Genomic DNA, 21,488 nt, shown 5'->3' on the forward strand with positions numbered 1-21,488 from the left:
GCCGCTTTTCACGCCGATCAACTGTCTTTAAATGCAGGTTGAGCCCGATGCGGACCAGAAGAGGCCCGAGCCTCGGCAACTCGCCCCTTGAAGCGGGCCCGCTTTGACTGTTCAATGTTCCGCGTTTCGAGGCTAAACGGTTGGTCCGAAGCGGACGAATGATTCGAGGACGTTTATGATATTCAGCCCGTTGAAGCGTGCAGCGCTCAGCCTCTTCGCCCTTGCGTCGATCGCGCTCACGCCGGCCGCACAGGCCGCCACCCAGCCGCCGCCGGCCCCCGGCCAGGGGCAAGGTACGGTGCGCTCCACACATGGCGCGTGGTCGGTCATCTGCGACACGCCCGCCGGCGCATCCGAAGAACAATGCGCGCTGATGCAGAACGTCATTGCCGACGACCGTCCGGAAGTCGGGCTGTCCGTCGTCGTCCTCAAGACCGCCGACCGCAAGTCGCGCATCCTGCGCGTGCTCGCACCGCTCGGCGTCCTGCTTCCCAACGGTCTTGGCCTCAATGTCGATGGCAAGGATATCGGCCGCGCCTATTTTGTGCGCTGCTTCTCCGACGGGTGCTATGCCGAAGTCGTACTGCAGGACGATCTGCTGAAGACGCTGCGCGCCGGTACGCAGGCGACCTTCATCGTGTTCCAGTCCCCGGAAGAAGGCATCGGCATTCCGGTCGACCTCAAGGGTTTTGCCGACGGCTACGATGCCCTGCCCTGACAAGCCCCAAGATTGGAAACCGCTTCGCGGCCACCTATCTTATCTGTGCTGACATCCCCTCATTTCGCTGAAAGGCGCACCCCATGAACGACGATCTTCTCAAGCTTTTCGATTGTGACGAAGGTGCGGTGAAGGACGTCGTCGCCGAAGCCCTCAAAGACGCGGACGACGGCGAACTCTATCTGGAACATGCCCAGGCAGAAGCGCTGACCTTCGACGACGGCCGGCTGAAGGCCGGCACGTTCAACACCGACCAGGGCTTCGGCCTGCGCGCTGTTGCCGGCGAAGCGGTCGGCTATGCGCATGCGGGCGACCTTTCGCTGGCCGCTCTCAAGCGCGCAGCAGACGCGGTTGGAGCCGTCACACGCGGTTATTCGGGCTCCTATGCGGAAGCCCCGCAGGGCACGAACAAGCGTCTCTATTCCGCCGAAAATCCGATCGGCGAGCCGAGCTTCGAGGCCAAGGCGCAGCTCTTGCAGGAAATCGACGCCTTCTTGCGCGCCGAAGATCCGCGTGTGCGCCAGGTGACGGCGTCGATCGCGGCCAGCTGGCAAATCGTCGACATCATCCGCCGCGACGGCCACCGTGTGCGCGACATCCGTCCGATGACCCGCCTGAACATCTCCGTGGTTGCCGGCGAAGGCGACCGGCAGGAGACCGGCTCGTTCGGCACCGGCGGGCGCAAGGGGTTCGGTGATTTCATCCTCACCGAAAACTGGCAGGTCGGCGCGCGCGAGGCGCTGCGGCAGGCGCTGGTCAATCTTTCGGCCATGGATGCGCCGGCGGGCACGATGGATGTCGTTTTGGGCTCCGGCTGGCCGGGCGTCATGCTGCATGAGGCTGTCGGCCATGGTCTGGAAGGTGATTTCAATCGCAAGAAGACATCGGCTTTCGCAGGCCTGATGGGCGAAATGGTCGCCTCCAAGGGCGTGACCGTCGTGGATGACGGCACGATCGAGGCGCGACGCGGCTCGCTGACCATCGACGACGAAGGCACCCCCTCCGGCTACAATGTTCTGATCGAAGACGGCCGCCTCGTCGGCTATATGCAGGACCGGCAGAATGCGCGACTCATGGGCATGAAGCCGACCGGCAACGGCCGCCGCCAGTCCTATGCGCACCGGCCGATGCCACGTATGACGAATACCTACATGCTCGGTGGCGACAAGACGCCGGAAGAGATCATCGCATCGGTCAAGAAGGGCATCTATGCCGTGGCCTTCGGCGGCGGACAGGTGGATATCACGTCGGGCAAGTTCGTCTTCGGCTGCACCGAGGCCTACATGATCGAGGATGGCAAGATCGGCGCGCCGGTCAAGGGCGCCATGCTGATCGGCAACGGTCCGGAATCGATGCGCCGCATCTCCATGGTCGGCAATGACATGAAGCTCGATCCGGGCATCGGCATGTGCGGCAAGGCAGGCCAGAGCGTGCCTGTCGGCGTCGGTCAGCCGCATCTGCGGATGGATCAGGTGACGGTCGGCGGAACGAGGACATGAGAGGCGCAAGCCACCTTCAACCCGACTTGTCTGCCCCCTGCAGCCATTTAAGGCCTGTGGACGACGCATCTGACATGAGCTGCTTGCGAGGCACAATTGGGTAGACGGTCCGTCCATTCACACGTAATGTTTGCACCGGAGATCGGGTTTTTCACGGGCAATATTTCGATGCAGGATGTCACGCTGTCTGAGGCGGACCGCACGGCCGCGCCGGGACAACCGCCGGCGGCGACGACTGTCGAGGCACGCATCCTTTTATCCCTGCCCGATATCGTCTGGTGTCTCGATCAGGACCGGCGCTTCCGGTTGTGCAACGCTGCGTTCGAGGCCTTTACCGGCAAGACGCAGGATGAGCTTGCCGGCCAGATGCCTCCCTTTGTCGATGCCGAACTGCCGCAATTCATCCGCGGCTTCATGGCGCATTCGACCGAATGTCAGACCGGACAGAGCGAACATTCCGTGCGCGACCCGAGGTCGGGACAGCGCATCTATTTCGAGACCACGGAAATCGCGCTGAAAAATCCGGACGGTACGCCTGGCGGATTCGTCTGCGTCGCCCACGACATGACGCGTCGGAAGACCCTCGAGCTTGAACTGACGGCGAGCCGCAACGAGCTTTTCCAGCATGCCTATTACGACCCGATGACGGGGCTGCCGAACCTACGCCACTTTTCCGGCAAACTTGCCGAAGCGGTGGCGGGCTCGGGCGGGCGGCAGGGCACGGTCCTGAAGATCGATCTGGACCGCTTCAGCGCGATCAACGAGACGATCGGGCGCGTTTCCGGTGACCATGTGCTGGTTGAATTGAGCCAGCGGCTGAGGGAAGAAGCCGAAATCCATGGCGATTTCCTCGCACGTATTGACGGCGCGAGCTTTGCGATGGTCGTCTACCGCGATGCGGGACGCGACGATATCGCCCGCGACTGCGAGCGCCTGCTGACGCGCATTTCGAAACCGTTTTTCGTCGAGCAGAAGCTTCTGACGGTGACGGCCAGCATTGGCGCCTCGTGTTTTCCCGAACAGGGGGACAATCCCGATCAGCTTCTGGGACAGGCAGACAGCGCGCTCCTGTCGGCAAAGCGCGGCGGCCAGAACACCTGGCGCATCTTTGACGAGAGCCTGATCGACGAAGCGCGTGAACGCTTCGAGCTGGAAGCCGATCTGCGTAAATCCATCGAGAGCGATAACTTCACCGCGCATTTCCAGGCCAAGATCAATCTTCAGACGGGCGAGATTGCCGGCGTCGAAGCACTGATGCGCTGGAACCACCCGGAAATGGGCTCCATCCCGCCGGGCGTCTTCATTCCGCTTGCGGAGCAGACCGGGCTGATCATCCCGCTGGGCGAGCGCATCATGACGGATGCCTGTCATTTCGCGCATCTTTGGAACGACGGCAGCCGAAATCCGGTGCGGGTTTCCGTCAACCTGTCGCCGCGCCAGATCATGCTGGACGACTTCCTGCCGCTGATGAAGGGCTGCATTTCCCGCGCGGGCTGCCGGCCGGAATGGGTGGAGCTGGAAATCACCGAGAGCATGCTGATGTCCGATCCACAACGGATCAACGAACTGATGCGCGGGCTTTCGGCGCTGGGTGTCGCCGTCTCGATCGACGATTTCGGAACCGGCTATTCGGCCATCAGCAGCCTGACCCGCTACCCGATCGCCCGATTGAAAATCGACCGCAGCTTAGTGCATACGCGTGTCAACGACGGCAAGCCCTCGGCGATCGCGCGAACCATCGTGGCCATGGCGCGCGAACTCGGCATCAAATGCGTGGCCGAAGGGATCGAGCTTGCCGCCGAGGCAGACATGATGCGCCAGATCGGTTGCGACGAGGGCCAGGGCTTCCTCTGGCACAAGCCGATGCCGGAGGAGGATTTCTTCCGCTGGGTTGCACGTTATGAGACGACGCGAGAGGCGAAATGAGGGCTCAACCCCTCAAGATCTTCAAATAACGCCGCTTTTTCTCAATTCAATTTAAATCTTTGCACTCTAGTCTCGCCTCGCGGTTGTCCGGGCGCCGGTGTCTTATGCCGCCTGCGGCTCCGGGATATATCTGGTGGAGATATGGGACGTGACGGGCGGATTGAAGCTTAAGGCCATACAGCAGGCCAAGCGACTGGGGATTGCCGGCGGACTTGAGGCCTCGGCTATGCTGAGCAGTCTCGGGCTCGGGCGCAGTCTTTCCGGCCGGGGCGTCATCTTCACACTGCATCACGTGCGGCCTCATCTCCCGCGCGCCTGTGAACCGAACCGCCATCTCGAAGTCACGCCGCAATTTCTCGACGAGGCGATCAATGCCATCCTCGAAGACGGCTATTTGCCGATCGCCCTGTCGCAACTGCCGGACTGGCTGAAGAACGGCGACCCTGCAAAGCCTGTCGCGATTTTCACGCTGGATGACGGCTATCGCGACAATGCCGTTCATGCCGCACCGATCTTCGCGCGCCACGACGTTCCCTTTACAGTTTTCGTCACACGCGGCCTGACGGAGCGGACGCATACGCTGTGGTGGGAAACGCTGGAAGCGCTGGTCAACGCAACGGATGAAATCGACTACGACTTCGGCAACGGGGTCGAACTGGTGGAGGCGGCAACGCCCGGCCAGAAGCTGGCGGCCTATGAGCGTATCGGCGCCGGCATCATCGGCGCGAACGAGGCGGAAGCGGTTGTCCAGCTGAACGAGCGCGCGCGCGCCTACGGGGTGAACGCAGACGCCATCGTGCGCGACCTGGTGATGGACCGTAAGGAGCTGCAGGCACTGGCCACGCAGCCGCTGGCCCATCTCGGCTCCCACACGATCTCGCATCGGGCCACGGCCTTCCTCAGCCGCGAGGCGGCCATTGACGAAATGACGGCGTCGGCCATCTATGTCACGGGCATAACGGGGCGGCGAAACCGCATCTTTTCCTACCCTTACGGTTTTTCGGAAGCCGTCTCGAAACGGGACAGGGATCTGGCGCTGGAATGCGGCTTCGATCTCGCTGTGACGACGGCGCCTGGAACGCTGACGCCGCGCGCCCTGTCTCACATGGGCAGCCTGCCGCGCGTGTCGCTGAACGGGCTTTACCAGAAGGCGCGCTACGTGCGCGCGCTTGCCTCCGGCATCCCGTTCAAGCTGCTCAACTGACGCCTCACGCAACTCCGGACGCAAAACCGCTGCAGGCTTTTGCTGGAATTGCCCCTGTCAGGGATACATCCGCACCTTGTCCCAGCCGCCGTCAATCCGCTTGAACTCGACGCGATCGTGCAGGCGGAACTTGCGGTCGTGCCAGAACTCTATCGAACGCGGCTTGAGACGAAAACCGGACCAGTGCGGCGGGCGCGGAATGTCGCCGAGGCCAAATTTCGCAGTATATTCAGCGACGGCCTTCTCCAGCGCGAACCGGCTTTCGAGCGGACGCGACTGTTTCGAAGCCCAGGCGCCGATACGGCTGCCGCGGGCGCGCGAGGCATAATATTCATCCGCCTCGGCATCGGTCACCGGCTCAATATCGCCTCGTACCCGCACCTGACGGCGCAAGCTTTTCCAGTGAAAACACATCGCCGCCTTACGCGCGCCCAGAAGTTCCTTACCCTTCTGGCTCTCGTAATTCGTATAGAAGACAAAGCCATCCTGATCGAAATCCTTGAGCAGGACCATGCGCACATTGGGAAGACCTTCTTCGTCTACCGTGGCAAGTGCAAGGGCGTTCGGATCGTTCAATTCGCTTTCGGTGGCATCGGCGAGCCACTGGGCGAAAAGTGTGAATGGCTCACTTTCTTCTGTGAAGTCACTTGTTATTAACCCATTTGCGGTCATTCTTGTCGCAGTCCTCGTTTTTTTCGCGTCGGGATATTGTATCGTGCAACCAATAACAAAGCAGGCATGGGAAAAGAATAGCCGCTCTGCCTGCGGAGTCCTGAAACTTGTCACGGTGGCAATCATCTGCCTGCCGTCGGCGGGGTGCATGGGGACGGGTTTCGGTCTTGCCGACAATGTCGATGCCGGGCTGACCACACAATCGACGCCCGCCGCGACGCGCAAGCCGGTTGATTCGGACGAAGCGACCATCCGCAACGCCGTCAGCTCTGCCGATCTCGGCCGATTGAAGGGCGAGCCTCTGCCCTGGGCCAACACGGATACCGGCAGCGCCGGTGTCGTGACCGCGATCACGCAGACGCAGTCGGGTGAAGTCACCTGCCGCGACTTCACCACCACCAGCCACAGCTTCAGAGGCATCTCCAAATACCGCGGCACGACCTGCCTGACCTCGTCAGGCGAATGGAAGATCGTCAGCTTCAACAAGCAGGACTAGAGCATTTCCGATGAAAACCGGATCACCTGAAATGCTCTACCTCTTTGTTTTTTCGCAGTCCGGACGCAAAACCGCTGACGCAGTTTTGCTGGACGTGCTCTAGGCTGCACCAGCCGAGGCGCAAGCCCAAGGTAAGGCATGCCATCTATCATCATCCGCTCTGGATTCATGTGAGAGTTCCGCCCTGTCGCGATGATTGCGTAATGCTCCTCACGCGCGCGGCGCGATCTCTCACCTGAATGCGACAGATAAGCGGCGGACATGCTGTTCCGCCTGCTGGCGTGGGTTGGACGGCGAAACGATGCGTGATCCTTACAGCGTGCTGGGCGTGAAGCCGACGGCAAGCCCTGACGAGATCAAGGCCGCCTGGCGCATGCTCGCCAAGGCGCTGCATCCCGACCGCAACAGCAGGGATCCGAACGCGCATGTGCGCTTTGCGGAAGTCGGCCAAGCCTATCAGCTGCTCAAGGACCCGGACAAGCGCCAGCGCTTCGACCAGGAGCGGCGCATGGCGGAGGAGGCGCGGCGACGCGAACAGGCCAGCGGCGGTGCACGCCGCGCCGAAAGCCCGCCGAAAGCCGAAGACGCCGAGGGAGATATTTTCTCCAGCCTGTGGCGCAAGATGGCGGGCCAGCCCAACACGCCGGACAAGGCGCCGGATCTCACGGTAGATGTGCAGATCTCCATCGAGGACATTTTCGAAAAGACCAAGCCGCTGGTGCAGCTGCCGGACGGCAGGACACTGCGCGTGACGCTGCCCGAGGGGGTGATGGACGGCAAGCAGGTGCGGATCGCCGCACAAGGGCATCGCCTTGCCGGCCTGAAGCGCGGCGACGTCGTCGCGACCTTCCGCATCGCCCCGCATCCGGTGTTTCGCGCCGATGGCCTCGATCTTTATACCAGTGTTCCGGTGGATATCGAGAATGCGGTTCTCGGCTGCGAAACCATCGTCGATGCGCCGGACGGAATGGTACGGGTGACGGTTCCGGAATGGTCTGGCTCCGACAGAACGCTTCGGATTCGCGGACGCGGACTGCCTGGCCGCGACGACGTACGCGGCGATCTTTATGCCGAAATCCGCGTCATGCTATGGGATCACCCTGACGACAAGGTGAAGGACCTGATGCGCAGCCTGCGCGAAGGACTGTTTTTATGACTGTGTTTTAAAAGAGCACAGATTCTTACGATTGCTCTCATTTCCTTATCATTCCTCTTCTTGAACCTTCCGCCCCGCTGTGCCATAGGGCTCGAAATTATTATGACGGAGAGTAATCCATGGTCCAAACTGGCGGGCTGATGCAGGGCAAGCGCGGCGTCATCATGGGCGTGGCCAACAATCGTTCGATTGCCTGGGGCATCGCCAAGGCCTGCGCGGATGCAGGCGCCGAGATCGCCTTTACCTGGCAGGGCGATGCGCTAAAGAAGCGCGTCGAGCCGCTGGCTGCCGAAATCGGCGCGTTCATGGCCGGCGATTGCGACGTCACGGACATGGCCTCCATCGACGCCGTCTTCGAGGCTGTCGAGAAGCATTGGGGCAAGATCGACTTCCTCGTCCATGCCATCGCCTATTCCGACAAGGAAGAGCTGACCGGCCGTTACGTCGATACGACGCGCGAGAACTTCCTGAAGTCGATGGATATCTCGGTCTATTCCTTCACGGCCATCGCACAGCGCGCCGACCGGATCATGAACGATGGCGGCTCGATGGTCACGCTGACCTATTACGGCGCCGAAAAGGTCATGCCGAACTACAACGTCATGGGCGTTGCCAAGGCAGCACTCGAAGCGAGTGTGCGCTACATGGCGGTCGACCTCGGCGGCCGCGGCATTCGCGTCAACGCCATATCGGCCGGGCCAATCAAGACTCTGGCAGCCTCCGGCATCGGCGACTTCCGCTATATCCTCAAGTGGAACGAATATAACGCGCCGCTGAAGCGCAATGTATCGCTGGACGAGGTTGGCCGCTCCGGCCTCTACCTCCTCTCCGATCTCTCAACGGGCGTGACCGGCGAGGTTCACCACGTCGACTCCGGCTATCACACGATCGGCATGAAGTCGGTCGATGCGCCGGATATTTCGGTGGTGAAGGACTGAGATCGCGCCCATGGCTCCCGACGTTCCGATCTACCTGATCCGCCACGGACAGACGGACTGGAACGCCGAGGGCCGTTTCCAGGGCCAGCATGACATTCCGCTCAACGAAACCGGCCGCGGACAGGCGAGCCGCAACGGTGTTCTGCTGCAATCGCTGATCGGCGATCGCGTGGACGATTTCACCTTCGTCTGCAGCCCGATGACGCGCACGCGCCAGACCATGGAGCTGGTGCGCGGCGCCATGGGGCGTGATCCGTCCGCTTATGCCACGAACGATGCGCTGGTCGAACTGTCATTCGGAGACTGGGAAGGCCACACGCTGGCGGAGCTGAAAACGCTCTTTCCCGAAGCCATGCATCGGCGCGAGGCCGACAAGTGGAACTTCGTCCCGCCGGGCGAGAGGGCCGAGAGCTACGAAATCCTCTCCTGGCGCGTATCCGGCTGGCTGCAATCGGTGACGAGGCCGACGGTTTGTGTCACCCATGGCGGTGTCATGCGCTCGATCATCAAGCTTTGCGCCGCCAGCGACGCCATCGCCGCGTCCGAAACGGATATCCGGCAGGATTGCATTCTGAAGCTGGAAAACGGGGTGCTTCGCTGGATTTCGGCGTAAGCCTTGCCGATCAGACCGGCTGACTGAAGGCGGCGGCAGTCGCCGCCATCTCCCCGAACGGGTACGTTACTCGGTCTGGAGATCGTCGATGACGCGCTTGCCGTCCGTCGTCGAATAATAGATCACCACCTTCAGGCCGGGCTTCAAGCCGTCGAAGTTGAACTCGGACGGCGTCATGTAGATCTTGCCGTCGCTGAGCGTGATCGTTCCCTTGTCCTTGTCGATCGCGGTGATTTCGCCGGACGTGTCGTCGCTTTCTGCGAGCGCAAGCGTCGGAAAAACAAGAAGGGCGAGAGACAGGGCAATAGCGGTCTTTTTCATCTAGGGCTCTTTCCGGGTTTGCGAGCGAGGCCGGTCGGGTCATTTCTTACCGCGCCGGATCAACCTTATCTATCGGGGCGCAGCCTTTGAGACAGACGTTATCCCCGGAATTCCGATATCCGGGTGGCGAACATGGGTGGTTTAGTGCGTTCCGATTGTGGCGGAATTTATGCGCAGCAGCCTTCGTCCAACGCTTGCAGATTCCGGAAAACTCAATTCTGGGAAGGCCTTTTTAACGATCGGGTTGTAAGAATCACCGTCACCATCCAGCGAACAAGACGAAGCAGACGGAGCCGCGGCGGCATTGTCCCCATCAGTAAAACACAGCCCTCATGAAGGCTGGCTTGCCTATGCACAGGTTTTCGTCGCGGCCGTCTCGCTGACCGTCGCTTCGTATTTCGTTGAGCGGAACTACGACAACGCCTACAGGAACGGCCTTCGCCTGCAGACGTCTTCCGCGCTCGCCATTCAGATGGAAGCGTTTCAAAAACGCATCTGGTTTGAACTCGCGTCCGCCAAGGAGGTGCAGAAGCGGCTTTCCGGCAATCCCGATCTGGGGCCAGAGGAGTTTGCGGCGCTGGCGCAGTCCCTCATGGACGACAATCCGGACCTTCTCTTCCTGTCCGCCAAGGGGCCGTCGGGCAACACCCTGGTCCATGGACGTGACGGCGCCCTTCCTGAAATGCTCGACACGGCTTTGGGGCCCCGCAGCCGGCAGGACTATCTGATCGCCATGCCGGAAGGCTATGTACGGGCGAGTTTCGGCGAGGTGGTGGGCATGCGTTCTGGAACGCCTGCTCTCAAGGTCAACGTGCCCGTATTTACGAATCGCAACGGCAGCGTCATCCATTGGGGTTCGGTGACGAGCTTTATCGACGCCGCCAAATTCTTCAAGAAAACCGGTCTGACCTATACCGACGGGAAATATCATCTGGCCATCCAGATCGCCGGGCATGCCGACAATGCCTTGGAGCCGTTCTTTACCGCGGATCAGGTCAGATCCGTTCTGGGCGCTATTCCCGTGAAGATGTCGCTGGATATCCTTTCGGATCGATGGACACTGGCCGCGACACCTGTCAACGGGTGGGAGCGTTCGCCGGGGCAGATCTGGAAGATGCGCGCGATCTTCCTCGGTATCGGCATCATCGTACTCGTGCCGTTCTTCCGGTCGCTGCGGCTGATCCGGCTCAATCGCGACAGCCAGCTGGCTCTGGCGCGGCGAGAACTTCTTCTGCAGCGGCTGACGAAGCGACTGGACCTCGCGCTTGGAAGCTATCAATGCGGCGTCTGGGAAGCGGGCATTGGCACCGACAACGCCTATTGGGACGAGCGGATGCAGGATCTGCACGGCGTGACCGGACGAGCCGATTGGGCCTCCTGGTCGAATTGGCTGAGCCTCATTCATCCCGACGACAAAGCCGCTGTGATCGCCGCCCTGCCGGATCTCTCGGAGAAACGCGGCCACCTGTTGCTGACAGTGCGGATTATCCGTCCGGATGGGGCGGTTCGATACATTCGCTACGTTTCGCAGGTCCATGAGGAGCCGAATGAGGCGCCGCGTCTGGTCGGCATCGCAGTCGATGTGACCGAAGACACCAGGCTTGCCGAAGCGTTTAGTCTCGCCAAGCAGGAAACCGAACGCAAGAATGCGGAGCTTGAAGCCGCACTCGACCGACTCTCCGGACGTGAAGCGCAATTGCAGGAGGTCACGCGGCGGTTCCAGCTCGCGACCCAGGCCTTTGGCTGCGGCGTCTGGGAAGCCGATATCGAATCCGGCATCGCGGTCTGGGACCGGCGGATGCATGAATATTTCGACGTGCCTTACACCGACGGCACGGTCGATGATCAGAGCTTCCTGAAATCGATATATCCCGAAGACCTGCACCTGGTGCAAGCCGCGGTCGCGGATGCGATCGAAAACGGCAAACACTATTCCTGCAACTATCGCATCATGACCGGCCGCGGGGAGATCCGCCATCTCCAAGCCATGGGCCAGACCCATCGCACGACCGGCGGCAAGCTCAAGTTTATCGGGATCGCACTCGATGTGTCCGACCAGTTCCGCAAGAAAGAGGCGCTGATTGCCGCCAAGAACGATGCCGAGGCAAAGCGCGCGGAACTCGAGGCCATGCATGCGATGCTGCAGCACAATGCGACGCACGATCCGTTGACCGGCCTGCACAACCGGCGCGCTCTGGATGCCGCGCTCGAACGTCTCGCCGGCGAAGCGCAAGACCCGCTGAAGCGCGTCACCCTGCTTCATATTGACCTGGACCGCTTCAAGCAGATCAACGACACGCTGGGTCACGCCGCGGGCGACGCCATGCTGGTGCATGCGGCAAACGTGCTTCGCCGGAATGCGCCCGACGGCGATCTCGTTGCCCGCATCGGCGGCGACGAATTCGTCGTGCTCCTGCAGAACGGTCTGGGAAACAGGGACATCGCCGCACTCGCGACCCGGATCATCGACCAGATGAACGTTCCACTCGATTATGAAGGTCAGGAATGCCGCTTCGGTGTCTCCATCGGCATTGCGCGCGAGCAGACACGGCGCAGCTCCGTCAAGCACCTCCTCGTCAATGCGGATATCGCGCTTTACCGCGCCAAGGCGCATGGACGGAACCGGTTCGAGTTCTTCACGTCCAATCTGCAGGCCGAGATCCGGCGCAACAAGACGCTGGCTGACCAGATCCTGCGCGGGCTGGAAAACCGCGAATTCGTGTCCTGGTATCAACCGCAATTCTGTGCCAAGACGCACGCACTCACCGGCGTGGAAGCTCTCGTGCGCTGGAACCATCCGGAGCGCGGGCTGCTGACGCCCGACCATTTTCTCAAGAATGCCGAAGAGATCAATGCGCTTGCCGCGATCGACGCCCATGTGCTCGAACAGGCGCTGGCCGATCGGCTTTCCTGGATGGCGCAAGGGCTGACCGTTCCGAAGATTTCCGTCAACGTCTCCGCACGGCGCCTGCGCGACGACCAGCTTCTCAAGTCGTTGAAGGATCTCGCGATTGCGCCTGGTCAGATCGCTTTCGAGCTGGTGGAATCCATCTATCTTGACGATGACGACGACGTGATCACGCGTAATATCCGCCGCCTGAAGAGCCTCGGGATCGAGATCGAGATCGACGATTTCGGCACCGGCCATACGTCCATTGTCAGCCTGCTGAAACTGGAGCCGAAGCGCCTGAAGATCGACCGGCAGCTGGTTCAACCGATGCTGGTTTCGTCCCGCGAGTTTTCGCTGGTGCGATCGATCATCGATATCGGGACCTCGCTTGACATCGAAACCGTCGCCGAAGGCGTCGAGACCATGACGCATGCGGTGCGGCTCGAAGAGCTCGGCTGCTCGACCTTGCAGGGCTATGCCTTTGCCAGGCCGCTTCAGGCCGCCGATCTTGTCGACTTCATCGCCTCGGCGCCCTGGAAGCGATTTCGCGAACCACCTTTCCTGTCAACGGCGATCTGACGCGCCTTGCCGCTTTTCTTTTGCCGCCCGCCGCTTTAAGAGAAGCGCAAATTCTCGCAAGCATCGGGCAGGCTTACCATGTCGCACAACACGTTCGGACATCTTTTCCGGGTCACGACCTGGGGCGAAAGCCACGGACCGGCGCTCGGCTGCGTGATCGACGGCTGCCCGCCCGGCATCCGCTTCACGCTTGCCGAAATCCAGGCCTTCATGGACAAGCGCAAGCCCGGCCAATCGCGCTTCGTCACGCAGCGCCGCGAGGAAGACATCGTGAAGGTGCTGTCCGGCGTGCTGCCGGAGGAAGACGGCGAGACGCTGGTGACGACCGGGACGCCGGTTTCCATGCTGATCGAGAATACCGACCAGCGCTCCAAGGACTATGGCGAGATCGCCACGCGCTACCGCCCCGGCCATGCCGACTATGCCTATGACGTGAAATACGGCATTCGCGACTATCGCGGCGGCGGACGCTCGTCTGCGCGCGAGACAGCGGCGCGCGTCGCTGCTGGTGCATTGGCCCGCAAGGTCGTGCCGGGCGTCATTGTCCGCGCCGCCCTCGTGCAGATCGGCAAGATCAAGATCAACCGCGAGAACTGGGATTGGGACCAGGTCGACCAGAACCCGTTTTTCGCGCCCGACGCCGCTATCGTCCCTGTCTGGGAAGAATATCTCGACGGCATCCGCAAGGCGGGCTCCTCCGTCGGTGCGGTGATCGAAGTCGTGGCGGAAGGTGTGCCCGCAGGCCTCGGCGCGCCGATCTATGCCAAGCTCGACCAGGACATTGCCTCGAACCTGATGTCGATCAATGCCGTGAAGGGTGTCGAAATCGGCAATGGCTTTGGCGCCGCCGAAATCACCGGAGAAGAGAACGCCGACGAGATGCGCATGGGTAATGACGGCAACCCGATCTTCCTTTCGAACCATGCCGGCGGCATTCTCGGCGGCATTTCCACCGGCCAGCCGGTGATCGCCCGCTTCGCCGTCAAGCCGACCTCGTCGATCCTGACAGAGCGGCTTTCGATCGACAAGGACGGCAACAATGTCTCCGTCCGCACCAAAGGCCGCCACGATCCTTGCGTCGGCATCCGCGCCGTGCCGATCGGCGAGGCGATGGTTGCGTGTACGATTGCGGATCATTTCCTGCGGGATCGCGGACAGACGGGCAAGGTGCGGTAAGGGATTCCAGTCAGGCGCAGCACCTGTTGCTTTCCCCCTCTGGCTGCCGCCATCTCCCCCACAAGGGGGGAGACGGATGGAGGAGTGTTTAAGCCCTTCAACTACGTTTTTGGAGGAGCGGCTGGCTCAACGCTCGCTCTCCCTCCCCCTTGTGGGGAGGGTTGGGGAGGGGCATTTTCCCGAGCGCTGAAGCTGATAGTTAAGCTCCCCTCGCCTTCTTCCCAGCCGCATGAAGCGCCAGGAGATCGTTTGCGATCGTAGCTCCCGCCAGCGCCGTGATCTCGGCGTGGTCGAAGGGCGGAGAGACTTCCACGACATCCATGCCCACGACATTCAGCCCGGCGAGCCCGCGGATGATCTCCTGCGCCTGATAGCTCGTCAGCCCACCGACGACCGGTGTGCCAGTGCCGGGGGCGGCAGACGGGTCGAGGCAGTCGATGTCGAAGGTGACATAGACCGGGTTATCGCCGACGATCTCGCGGACCTTCTTGGCAATCGCTTCCGGGCCCTGCTTTTGGACTTCGATGGCGTTGAAAATATTGACGCCCATCGGGTCGTCATTGTGTGTGCGGATGCCGATCTGCGCCGAGCGAGACGGAACGACGAGACCTTCGTTGATCGCATGCCAGAGCATCGTGCCGTGATCCAGCCGTTCGCCTTCGTCGGCCCAGGTATCGGTGTGGGCGTCGAACTGGATGATCGACAGCGGTCCGTGCTTGGCGGCATGAGCCTGCAGCAGCGGCCAGGTGATGAAATGGTCGCCGCCGAGCGTCAGAAGTGCAGTGTCCGTCGCCAGGACTTCGGCAGCCGCCTCGCGGATGGCCTTGGGGATTTCCATCGGGCGGCCGGGATCGAAGAGACAATCGCCGTAATCGACCACCGCGAGGTCTTCGAACACATCGCTTTCCCACGGCCAGGGACGCGACCAGGCGAGATGCGACGAAGCGGCGCGAATGGCGCGGGGGCCGAGGCGCGTGCCGGGGCGGCCGGAGGTGGTCAAATCCAGCGGTACGCCCATGACAGCGACGTCAACGCCCGTCAGATCGCGCGTGTAGCGGCGGCGCATGAAGGAGAGTGCGCCGGCAAAGGCATTTTCCATGATCGAGCCGTAATGGCTGTCACGGGTGAAGGCGAGATCACCGATTTTCGGCATGACTTCGATGGGGGCGCTCATGGATAGATCCTTTGCGAGGCGGGAGAGGCAGATTTCACACGCAATCAAGCACAGGAAACATGCGCGAAAAAATCCGTTAAAGGCATACGCCTTTGGTGGTATATGATGAAGCATGACAGACGATCTTGCGCTTCTCACCAACTGGTCTCCGCTCGCCGCGCGCTGCATTGCCGCCATCGGCACAAGTGACTTTCCCGTGGCGCTGACGGCAGCGCTCAGGCATCTGGCGCCCTTCGATACGCTGATGACGACCTTCTATCGCGGCACCGCGCAGCCCGAGACGGTCTATCACGATCTTGATGAGACACAGGCGCTGGTCAACACGCGCTTCTATGAGAGCGGGCCTTACCTGCTCGACCCGTTCCACATTGCCATGCGCAACGGCGTCCGGCCGGGCGTTCACCTGCTCTTCGATCTCGCGCCGGACGGGTTCGTGCGCTCGGAATATTACCGGACCTTCTTTCGCCGCATCAAGATGACGGACGAGCTGGGACTTCTGATTGCAACCGGGCGGACGGAGGAGTGGCTGCTGCTGTCGCTGGCGCGCGGACTGCAGGCGGAGCGGTTCAGCCGGCAAGATGCCGCACGGCTTGCCGCAGCCTTTCCGCTGATCGCGGCTGCGAGTCTGAAGCACTGGGATGGAGGGACGGTGGACACGGCATCCGGCATCGATGAGCGGCTGGCGAGCTTCGCCGCCGGGCGACTTTCGCCGCGCGAACGGGACATCGTCTACATGATCCTCAACGGCCGCTCGACGCGGGCGATCGCGCAGGCGACAGGGATCTCGGAAGGCACGGTGAAGGTGCATCGACGGCACGCCTATGCGAAGCTTTCGATCTCTTCGCAGGCGGAGCTGTTCTCGCTGGCTGCCCGGCATCTGGCGGGGGAAGCGGTGTGATCGCTCTTAGCGCGAAGCGACGCCCTTGATCCGATCTACCACACCGCCCCCAAGCCGAGCGGCGCGATAGGCGCGGGCGGCTTCCCCGAAGGCTTCGAAGAGAGCGCGGTTGATCGGATTGGTCTGCGGATCGAATTCGGCATGCCATTGCACGCCGAGGGCAAAATCCGTCGCCTCGCGCATGCGGATCGCCTCGACCGTGCCGTCATCTGCCAGGCCTTCGACAACGATCTTGTCGCCGAGGTCCATGATACCCTGCCCGTGCAGCGAGTTGACGCGGATCTTGTCGCGGCCGAAAATGCCGGCGAAAACGCCGCCGGGGGTCAGATCGACGCCGTGGCGATCGGCAAAGACAACCGACGGATCGGGATGAACCTCGCCGGTTTCGAGGCGCGGCATGCGGTGGTTGATGCGGCCGGGGAGTTCGCGGATTTCCGGATGCAGGGTAGCACCACCGGCCACGGCCATTTCCTGGAAGCCGCGGCAAATGCCGAAGACCGGCACGCCGCGCGCCACGCAGGCATCGATGAGCGGCAACGCGATACTGTCGCGCTCCTCATCATAGGGTTCATGTTTCGGGTTCGCCTCCATGCCGAAACGGCGCGGGTGGACGTTGGCCCGCGCGCCGGTGAGCAGCACGCCATCGACCACCTCCAGCAACGCCTCGATATCCGTGATGGCCGGGTCGGCGGCAAACATCAGCGGCAGCGCGCCCATGACATCCGTCACCGCCGCCATATTGCGGTCGCCGACGACCTGAACCTGAAAGCGGTTCTCGATGGAATAGCTATTGCCGATAATGCCAATGACGGGGCGGGACATGGGAAACTCGCAATGCAGCCGCCTGATCCGAAGCGAAGCGGCTTGTTCATACAGTTGTTATGTAGGAACAGTTTTGACCGCATTGCAACATGAGAACCACCCGAAAAGCGGCGGAAACGGGTAATGCAGCGTTCACAGAAGCGGTTGGGCTATGGCTATCGGCCTCATCGCGGCGGTTGCGCGGTTCTGGCTGGCGATTGCCGGGAGATTTCCAGATCAGCGCCAAAATGCGCCGCGGCGTCTCTTAGAATGACTTTCAGGCTGTCGAGCGCCGTACGCAGGGTTGCCCCATCCGCCGCCTCCGGAATACGCCCCGCATCCTTGGGATAGCGATAGGTCGTGGCGTAGGCGGTCAGGAAGGCGAGACCCGCGAAACTCTGCCTGAACGGATTTTCGCGCGGTAAGAGGTCGATCAGAACATCAATGCGATGGCTGTCCTTGCGTTCGACACGGATGTTCTCGGATGTCAAAAGTGCCAGCAGAATTTTCTCGGCGGCCTGTTGCGCATGATAAGCGTCGTAGCGATTGCCGATGCTGGAAAGGACCCCGGCGGCTTCAATATCCTGGGCGGCGAGCCGCAAGGCGCTTGCAATATGCAGTTCAGCGGACATCCAGAACCACGCCGTCCTCGACAATGTGGCTTGCAGCCGAATTGGCGACGGCCAGGTCATCCTTGAATTCGGAAAGCCGGACAAACGAGACATCCGCGTAAACGCCCGAGCCCTCCTGCACCGTCCAGCCAAACAGGGGCGCGAAGATATGCTCCGGCGAGCTGTCAGGCACGACAACCTTCAGGTCCCAGTCGCTCGTGCTGGTCGCCTCGCCGCGCGCGCGGCTGCCGTAGAGAATGATATCGATCGGGGTACAGGTCGTCTGGATGCGCGCAATAAGTTCAGAGAGCTCCGGAAATTTGTCCGAAGGCTCGACCCTTCCCCCGAGAAATTTCTCAACGACGCCCATTGCACCTCCTGGACCGCCATCACTCTAACCCAACAACTGCCGAAAGACCAGTTTGCCGCCATCGGCGTATCACGCGGTCGGAGCCAGCCAATCCTGCGCCAATACGACCTCCTTCACCCCGGCAAAGCGGGCGACACGGCACAGTTCGGCCATCAGCCTCTCCATCCGCCCGGAGGAGGCGCGCACGCCCTTTTCCCACCAGAGCCTGCGGACATTGAGCCGGCCGGTCTTGCGGTCGGCCTTCATGTCGATGCGGCCGATCATGCGGTCGCCTTCGAGCAGTGGCAAGACATAGTAGCCATATTCGCGCTTCGGCTCGGGGACGTAGATCTCGATGCGGTAGCGGAAGCCGAAGAGGCGCTCGGCGCGGTCGCGGTCACGCAGCAGCGGATCGAAGGGGCTGAGCACGCGGACCCGCGAAGGCGGCTCGGGCCAGTCGTCAAGGTTGGCGGAGAGGCCACGGAAGGCGAAGGCGGCGCGCGGCTTGCCGCTATCGATGGGAGCGATCTCCACCGGCTCCAGCTCGTCGCGATGGGCCATCACCCAGGCCTTCGCCTCCTCCGGCGAGACCAGCGCAAAGAACGCCGCAATCTCGCCATGGGTGGCAAAGCCGAGCCTTGTCAGCGCCGCGCGGCAGGCCCAGTCGACAAAGGCCTCGTGGCTGACTTCCGGCTCGCGCGCATGGGCCGGGATCACGCGCTCGGTCAGGTCATAGACCTTCTGGAAATTCTCGCGCCTTGAAATCGCGAGCTTGCCGGTGTGCCAGTAGAATTCCAGTGCAGTCTTGGACGGATGCCATTCCCACCAGCCGCCGGACTTGTGATCCTCCGGCTTCACCTCCCGCGTCAGCAATTCGCCGCCATCGCGAATGCGCGCCATGGTCTCCTCGAACGCGCTGTCGAACCCCTCCCCCTGCCATTTCGCCCAGCGCGCGCGCATCGAGGCTTCCTTGCGCACGAAACGATGCTTCCAATAGGGAAAGAATTCGACCGGCAGGATCGAGGCATCATGCGTCCAATGCTCAAACAGCCGCCGGTCCTCCTCGATCAGCTGGCGCAGATGCTCGCGATCGAAGGTCTGGTTGCGGGAAAAGACGATCTGCTCATGCGCGCGGACGACGGTGGCAATGCTGTCCACCTGCACGAAGCCGAGATCGTGAATGAGCTGATAGAGCCCTTCCCGGTCGAGCGCGCGGCCGGGATGGGCGGAGAGGCCCTGACGGGAAAGGAAGATGCGGCGGGCGAGCGGATTCGGGATCGGCGTAGGCATGGGGCATTAAGGCATATGTTCTTGATTTGTTCAAGTGCTTGCTCTCTGCTTGCGGTATGCGCCGATGCACTTGGATAATTTCTTGAGCTGGTTCGACAACATCAAAGGCAAATTCTCTACAGGTTATCACGCTATCGCAAAAATTGTAATTCAGCAGATACTAGTGATGAATATATCGTTACCATGTTATAATTTGCTATGAGCGAATCGCAGCATCCGAAACCGCCGCAGGCTGGCACTTTGGTCGGCAATTTGGGCGAACCAATTAAACTTACAGAGTTACAGCTAAATGGCGTGTCAGCGGAGGCCGCGCGCCCCGGACAACCAATCAAGGTTTGGACACGGCTTGGGACAACCTCGGACGATATGTCGTTTCATACGATTGTCGAAGGGCTAGCAAACCATTTGCGCCATCGAGCGAACCAAGCTGGTCATTTCATTGATCTCACCAAACACGACTGCGTCCTGTTAGTGATACACCCTGATAACACTGGAGAGCTGTGGCTAGATAAAGCCGCTATTTCAATCAATGTAATCGTAAAAATTCCTGTACAAGCTGGAAGCCCTGTATTCGAAAATGACATTGCGGATGTAACGGCGATGTCCTTTCCTCTTGTAAATATAAAAAAGGAAGATCGCGTTTTATGTATATTTCGAGAAGGCTGGCGGTTTGGCCTTTTCTTTGATTTGAACCCGAGTGGAGATTTCTCCGTAGATAATATGGAACGTGATCTTGGGACGATTTTTCGTACCATAAAATATCGCGACTTGTATGATGCAATTAGCAATCAAAGCGTGTTTGATACTCTTATCTCTGCCGGATGGTTTCCGTTTGTCGAGATTGCAGGGCAGGAATTTAGGACTCTGGCCGATTGCTGTAAAGCTGGCATTGATCTGATTGATCACGAAAACCAGATTATAAAATCGTTTGACACAAGTCGAATTGAGCGAATGTTCGCTCGATGGTTAGCGAAGCCTCATTTCGCCGGCAAAGAAACTATTCTTCGGTCAGCTTTACGCAACTACGCCGCAGGTGATTCAATTGCCGTCTTAAAAATTGTTCTCACTGAAATTGAGGGAATACTGCGTGATGCCTACCGAACGAAAAATGGCTCCAGCGCAAAATTGGAAAAGCTACTCGAATTTGCAATTAATTCGGCAGAAAGGAAATCTGGAGGCGCCGACACTCTGCTACTCCCAACCGCTTTCGCCCGTTACTTGCAACTAAATACGTTTGCAAATTTCGATCCGGATACAGGAGGTGCTACATCATGCTCACGCCATGCAATCGGCCATGGCGCAGCTGGGGCGGAAACTTATACACAAGTGCGGGCGCTTCAATCGCTACTCACGTTGGATCAACTCGCATTTTACACTTGACGGACCGGCCGCGCCTTCGATCGAGAGCATCTGCGCCAACTGATCTGGAGGACAGGCGGCTTTGTTGGGTGCGCTCACATCCCCCCCCCGAACAAAACCCACCCCCTGCCCGTCATAGCCAAAACCGATGATGATCGACGCAAATTCCGGAGGGCGGGGCGATGTGGGATTTTGATGTTGGCAGGACGATTGGCATCATGGCGCGGACGATGCCGTTCATTCTTTTGCGCATGGCGGTCTCTTTCGGCATTGCGCTGGCCTATATCGCCGGCACCGGCGGCAGTCAGGTGGCGTGAGCGCCTTTGAGCAGCGTTTCAGCAAACCCGCTTTCCGCAATCTCGTCGCACACCGCCCGCCAGCGGCAGAGGCCGCAGGCGCTGCGGCTTTCGCCGGTGAGGAAGGCTGCGCGGAGTTTTTCGACCTTTTCCGCGTCGAGCGTGAAGGCTTCGTTCAGCCCGTGTCCGAGCACCGCGACGGTGGCCTTTTCGGCCATGTCATCCAGAGCGGCAGTTTCCGGCTTGGCGCAATCGTGGTTGCAGGCGGCGCGGTCGGCGGGGGAAAGCGCCGCGCAGATATCGTCGGGGCCGGGATGGAGGATGACCTTTGCGCCGGCGTTGATGCGGGTCGCCACGGCCGTCATGTTCTCGACGAAGGCGGGGGTGTATCCGAGGCCCTTGTAGGTCAGAAGACAGAGGAAATGGTGGCCGCGCAGGCGGACCGGCTGGTTCTCCTTCACCGCGTCGCGACATGGTTCTGTTTGCAAACGGTCCATCCTTGGCTATAGACGCTTTCCAGCT

General features: G+C 60.9%; 21 protein-coding genes. 13 read left to right on the forward strand and 8 right to left on the reverse strand.

The window, feature by feature from the left end:
- Positions 1-175 precede the first annotated feature (175 nt).
- The 4 genes from LQK83_RS17635 to LQK83_RS17650 all read left to right on the forward strand — a co-directional run bounded on the left by LQK83_RS17635 (position 176) and on the right by LQK83_RS17650 (position 5,347).
- Complete coding sequence (locus LQK83_RS17635; protein WP_230838711.1) at positions 176-718, forward strand: invasion associated locus B family protein; 543 nt, start codon at positions 176-178, stop codon at positions 716-718.
- Between the two features lie 83 nt (positions 719-801).
- The gene (tldD, locus tag LQK83_RS17640) at positions 802-2,217 is read left to right on the forward strand and encodes a metalloprotease TldD (RefSeq protein WP_230838712.1); all 1,416 of its coding nucleotides are present in this window, start codon (positions 802-804) and stop codon (positions 2,215-2,217) included.
- Positions 2,218-2,385: 168 nt separating this feature from the next.
- Positions 2,386-4,143 (forward strand): putative bifunctional diguanylate cyclase/phosphodiesterase, encoded by a 1,758-nt coding sequence (locus LQK83_RS17645; protein WP_230838713.1) that lies wholly within the window; start codon positions 2,386-2,388, stop codon positions 4,141-4,143.
- A gap of 133 nt (positions 4,144-4,276) precedes the next feature.
- Positions 4,277-5,347: a polysaccharide deacetylase family protein gene (locus LQK83_RS17650; RefSeq protein ID WP_230838714.1), complete on the forward strand. Its 1,071-nt coding sequence runs from the start codon at positions 4,277-4,279 to the stop codon at positions 5,345-5,347.
- A 57-nt stretch (positions 5,348-5,404) separates the two neighbouring features.
- Here the strand turns inward: LQK83_RS17650 and pdxH are convergent, their stop codons facing one another.
- Entirely contained in the window at positions 5,405-6,019 is a 615-nt protein-coding gene (pdxH, locus tag LQK83_RS17655) for a pyridoxamine 5'-phosphate oxidase (RefSeq protein ID WP_230838796.1), read from the reverse strand.
- A 148-nt stretch (positions 6,020-6,167) separates the two neighbouring features.
- On the opposite strand from pdxH, the gene LQK83_RS17660 reads away from it, so the two are divergent.
- The 4 genes from LQK83_RS17660 to LQK83_RS17675 all read left to right on the forward strand — a co-directional run bounded on the left by LQK83_RS17660 (position 6,168) and on the right by LQK83_RS17675 (position 9,222).
- Positions 6,168-6,515, forward strand: a complete 348-nt coding sequence (locus tag LQK83_RS17660; protein WP_230838715.1) for an RT0821/Lpp0805 family surface protein — start codon at positions 6,168-6,170, stop codon at positions 6,513-6,515.
- A gap of 301 nt (positions 6,516-6,816) precedes the next feature.
- Entirely contained in the window at positions 6,817-7,671 is an 855-nt protein-coding gene (locus LQK83_RS17665; RefSeq protein ID WP_230838716.1) for a DnaJ C-terminal domain-containing protein, read from the forward strand.
- A gap of 119 nt (positions 7,672-7,790) precedes the next feature.
- Positions 7,791-8,609 carry an enoyl-ACP reductase FabI gene (gene fabI, locus LQK83_RS17670; RefSeq protein WP_230838717.1) on the forward strand — a complete coding sequence of 273 codons (819 nt, stop codon included), beginning with the start codon at positions 7,791-7,793 and terminating at the stop codon, positions 8,607-8,609.
- Between the two features lie 10 nt (positions 8,610-8,619).
- Entirely contained in the window at positions 8,620-9,222 is a 603-nt protein-coding gene (locus LQK83_RS17675) for a histidine phosphatase family protein (protein WP_230838718.1), read from the forward strand.
- Between the two features lie 66 nt (positions 9,223-9,288).
- Here the strand turns inward: LQK83_RS17675 and LQK83_RS17680 are convergent, their stop codons facing one another.
- Positions 9,289-9,543 (reverse strand): DUF1344 domain-containing protein, encoded by a 255-nt coding sequence (locus LQK83_RS17680; protein WP_230838719.1) that lies wholly within the window; start codon positions 9,541-9,543, stop codon positions 9,289-9,291.
- Between the two features lie 304 nt (positions 9,544-9,847).
- Between LQK83_RS17680 and LQK83_RS17685 the strand changes: the two genes are divergently transcribed.
- Entirely contained in the window at positions 9,848-13,012 is a 3,165-nt protein-coding gene (locus tag LQK83_RS17685) for a putative bifunctional diguanylate cyclase/phosphodiesterase (protein ID WP_230838720.1), read from the forward strand.
- A 78-nt stretch (positions 13,013-13,090) separates the two neighbouring features.
- Positions 13,091-14,188, forward strand: a complete 1,098-nt coding sequence (gene aroC / locus LQK83_RS17690; RefSeq protein ID WP_230838721.1) for a chorismate synthase — start codon at positions 13,091-13,093, stop codon at positions 14,186-14,188.
- A 199-nt stretch (positions 14,189-14,387) separates the two neighbouring features.
- Here the strand turns inward: aroC and speB are convergent, their stop codons facing one another.
- Positions 14,388-15,362, reverse strand: coding sequence for an agmatinase (gene speB / locus LQK83_RS17695; protein ID WP_230838722.1), 975 nt, complete (start codon positions 15,360-15,362; stop codon positions 14,388-14,390).
- 112 nt (positions 15,363-15,474) lie between these two features.
- Between speB and LQK83_RS17700 the strand changes: the two genes are divergently transcribed.
- Entirely contained in the window at positions 15,475-16,260 is a 786-nt protein-coding gene (locus LQK83_RS17700) for a helix-turn-helix transcriptional regulator (RefSeq protein WP_230838723.1), read from the forward strand.
- Between the two features lie 6 nt (positions 16,261-16,266).
- Here LQK83_RS17700 and LQK83_RS17705 read toward each other — a convergent pair whose 3' ends face one another.
- The 4 genes from LQK83_RS17705 to LQK83_RS17720 form a co-directional block, all read right to left on the reverse strand.
- The gene (locus LQK83_RS17705; protein ID WP_230838724.1) at positions 16,267-17,082 is read right to left on the reverse strand and encodes a gamma-glutamyl-gamma-aminobutyrate hydrolase family protein; all 816 of its coding nucleotides are present in this window, start codon (positions 17,080-17,082) and stop codon (positions 16,267-16,269) included.
- A 164-nt stretch (positions 17,083-17,246) separates the two neighbouring features.
- Positions 17,247-17,753 carry a HEPN domain-containing protein gene (locus LQK83_RS17710; RefSeq protein WP_230838725.1) on the reverse strand — a complete coding sequence of 169 codons (507 nt, stop codon included), beginning with the start codon at positions 17,751-17,753 and terminating at the stop codon, positions 17,247-17,249.
- Positions 17,683-18,042 carry a nucleotidyltransferase domain-containing protein gene (locus LQK83_RS17715; protein ID WP_230838726.1) on the reverse strand — a complete coding sequence of 120 codons (360 nt, stop codon included), beginning with the start codon at positions 18,040-18,042 and terminating at the stop codon, positions 17,683-17,685. Before LQK83_RS17715 ends, LQK83_RS17710 begins: the two co-directional genes overlap by 71 nt.
- Positions 18,043-18,111: 69 nt before the next feature.
- On the reverse strand, positions 18,112-19,311 hold the full coding sequence (locus LQK83_RS17720; protein ID WP_230838727.1) for a winged helix-turn-helix domain-containing protein: 1,200 nt from the start codon (positions 19,309-19,311) through the stop codon (positions 18,112-18,114).
- 198 nt (positions 19,312-19,509) lie between these two features.
- Here LQK83_RS17720 and LQK83_RS17725 point away from each other — a divergent pair, with 198 nt between their 5' ends.
- Positions 19,510-20,691: a hypothetical protein gene (locus LQK83_RS17725; protein ID WP_230838728.1), complete on the forward strand. Its 1,182-nt coding sequence runs from the start codon at positions 19,510-19,512 to the stop codon at positions 20,689-20,691.
- 161 nt (positions 20,692-20,852) lie between these two features.
- Positions 20,853-20,987 carry a hypothetical protein gene (locus LQK83_RS21675; protein ID WP_269065726.1) on the forward strand — a complete coding sequence of 45 codons (135 nt, stop codon included), beginning with the start codon at positions 20,853-20,855 and terminating at the stop codon, positions 20,985-20,987.
- Here LQK83_RS21675 and LQK83_RS17730 read toward each other — a convergent pair.
- A complete protein-coding gene (locus tag LQK83_RS17730) occupies positions 20,975-21,454 on the reverse strand; it encodes a DUF1284 domain-containing protein (protein WP_230838729.1) in 480 nt (159 codons plus the stop codon). The two genes, LQK83_RS21675 and LQK83_RS17730, sit on opposite strands and share 13 nt — an antisense overlap.
- Positions 21,455-21,488 lie beyond the last annotated feature (34 nt).

Origin of the sequence: Rhizobium sp. C1, from assembly GCF_021026335.1 — a bacterium.
Classification (GTDB): Bacteria; Pseudomonadota; Alphaproteobacteria; order Rhizobiales; family Rhizobiaceae; genus Ensifer_A.

Coding starts and splice junctions, on each gene's coding strand:
- LQK83_RS21675 (WP_269065726.1), top strand. CDS start 20,853: ATGTGGGATTTTGATGTTGGCAGGACGATTGGCATCATGGCGCGGACG.
- LQK83_RS17665 (WP_230838716.1), top strand. CDS start 6,817: ATGCGTGATCCTTACAGCGTGCTGGGCGTGAAGCCGACGGCAAGCCCT.
- LQK83_RS17645 (WP_230838713.1), top strand. CDS start 2,386: ATGCAGGATGTCACGCTGTCTGAGGCGGACCGCACGGCCGCGCCGGGA.
- speB (WP_230838722.1), bottom strand. CDS start 15,362: ATGAGCGCCCCCATCGAAGTCATGCCGAAAATCGGTGATCTCGCCTTC.
- LQK83_RS17635 (WP_230838711.1), top strand. CDS start 176: ATGATATTCAGCCCGTTGAAGCGTGCAGCGCTCAGCCTCTTCGCCCTT.
- tldD (WP_230838712.1), top strand. CDS start 802: ATGAACGACGATCTTCTCAAGCTTTTCGATTGTGACGAAGGTGCGGTG.
- pdxH (WP_230838796.1), bottom strand. CDS start 6,019: ATGACCGCAAATGGGTTAATAACAAGTGACTTCACAGAAGAAAGTGAG.
- fabI (WP_230838717.1), top strand. CDS start 7,791: ATGGTCCAAACTGGCGGGCTGATGCAGGGCAAGCGCGGCGTCATCATG.
- LQK83_RS17705 (WP_230838724.1), bottom strand. CDS start 17,082: ATGTCCCGCCCCGTCATTGGCATTATCGGCAATAGCTATTCCATCGAG.
- LQK83_RS17660 (WP_230838715.1), top strand. CDS start 6,168: ATGGGGACGGGTTTCGGTCTTGCCGACAATGTCGATGCCGGGCTGACC.
- LQK83_RS17680 (WP_230838719.1), bottom strand. CDS start 9,543: ATGAAAAAGACCGCTATTGCCCTGTCTCTCGCCCTTCTTGTTTTTCCG.
- LQK83_RS17700 (WP_230838723.1), top strand. CDS start 15,475: ATGACAGACGATCTTGCGCTTCTCACCAACTGGTCTCCGCTCGCCGCG.
- LQK83_RS17710 (WP_230838725.1), bottom strand. CDS start 17,753: ATGACCTGGCCGTCGCCAATTCGGCTGCAAGCCACATTGTCGAGGACG.
- LQK83_RS17720 (WP_230838727.1), bottom strand. CDS start 19,311: ATGCCTACGCCGATCCCGAATCCGCTCGCCCGCCGCATCTTCCTTTCC.
- aroC (WP_230838721.1), top strand. CDS start 13,091: ATGTCGCACAACACGTTCGGACATCTTTTCCGGGTCACGACCTGGGGC.
- LQK83_RS17725 (WP_230838728.1), top strand. CDS start 19,510: ATGAGCGAATCGCAGCATCCGAAACCGCCGCAGGCTGGCACTTTGGTC.
- LQK83_RS17675 (WP_230838718.1), top strand. CDS start 8,620: ATGGCTCCCGACGTTCCGATCTACCTGATCCGCCACGGACAGACGGAC.
- LQK83_RS17715 (WP_230838726.1), bottom strand. CDS start 18,042: ATGGGCGTCGTTGAGAAATTTCTCGGGGGAAGGGTCGAGCCTTCGGAC.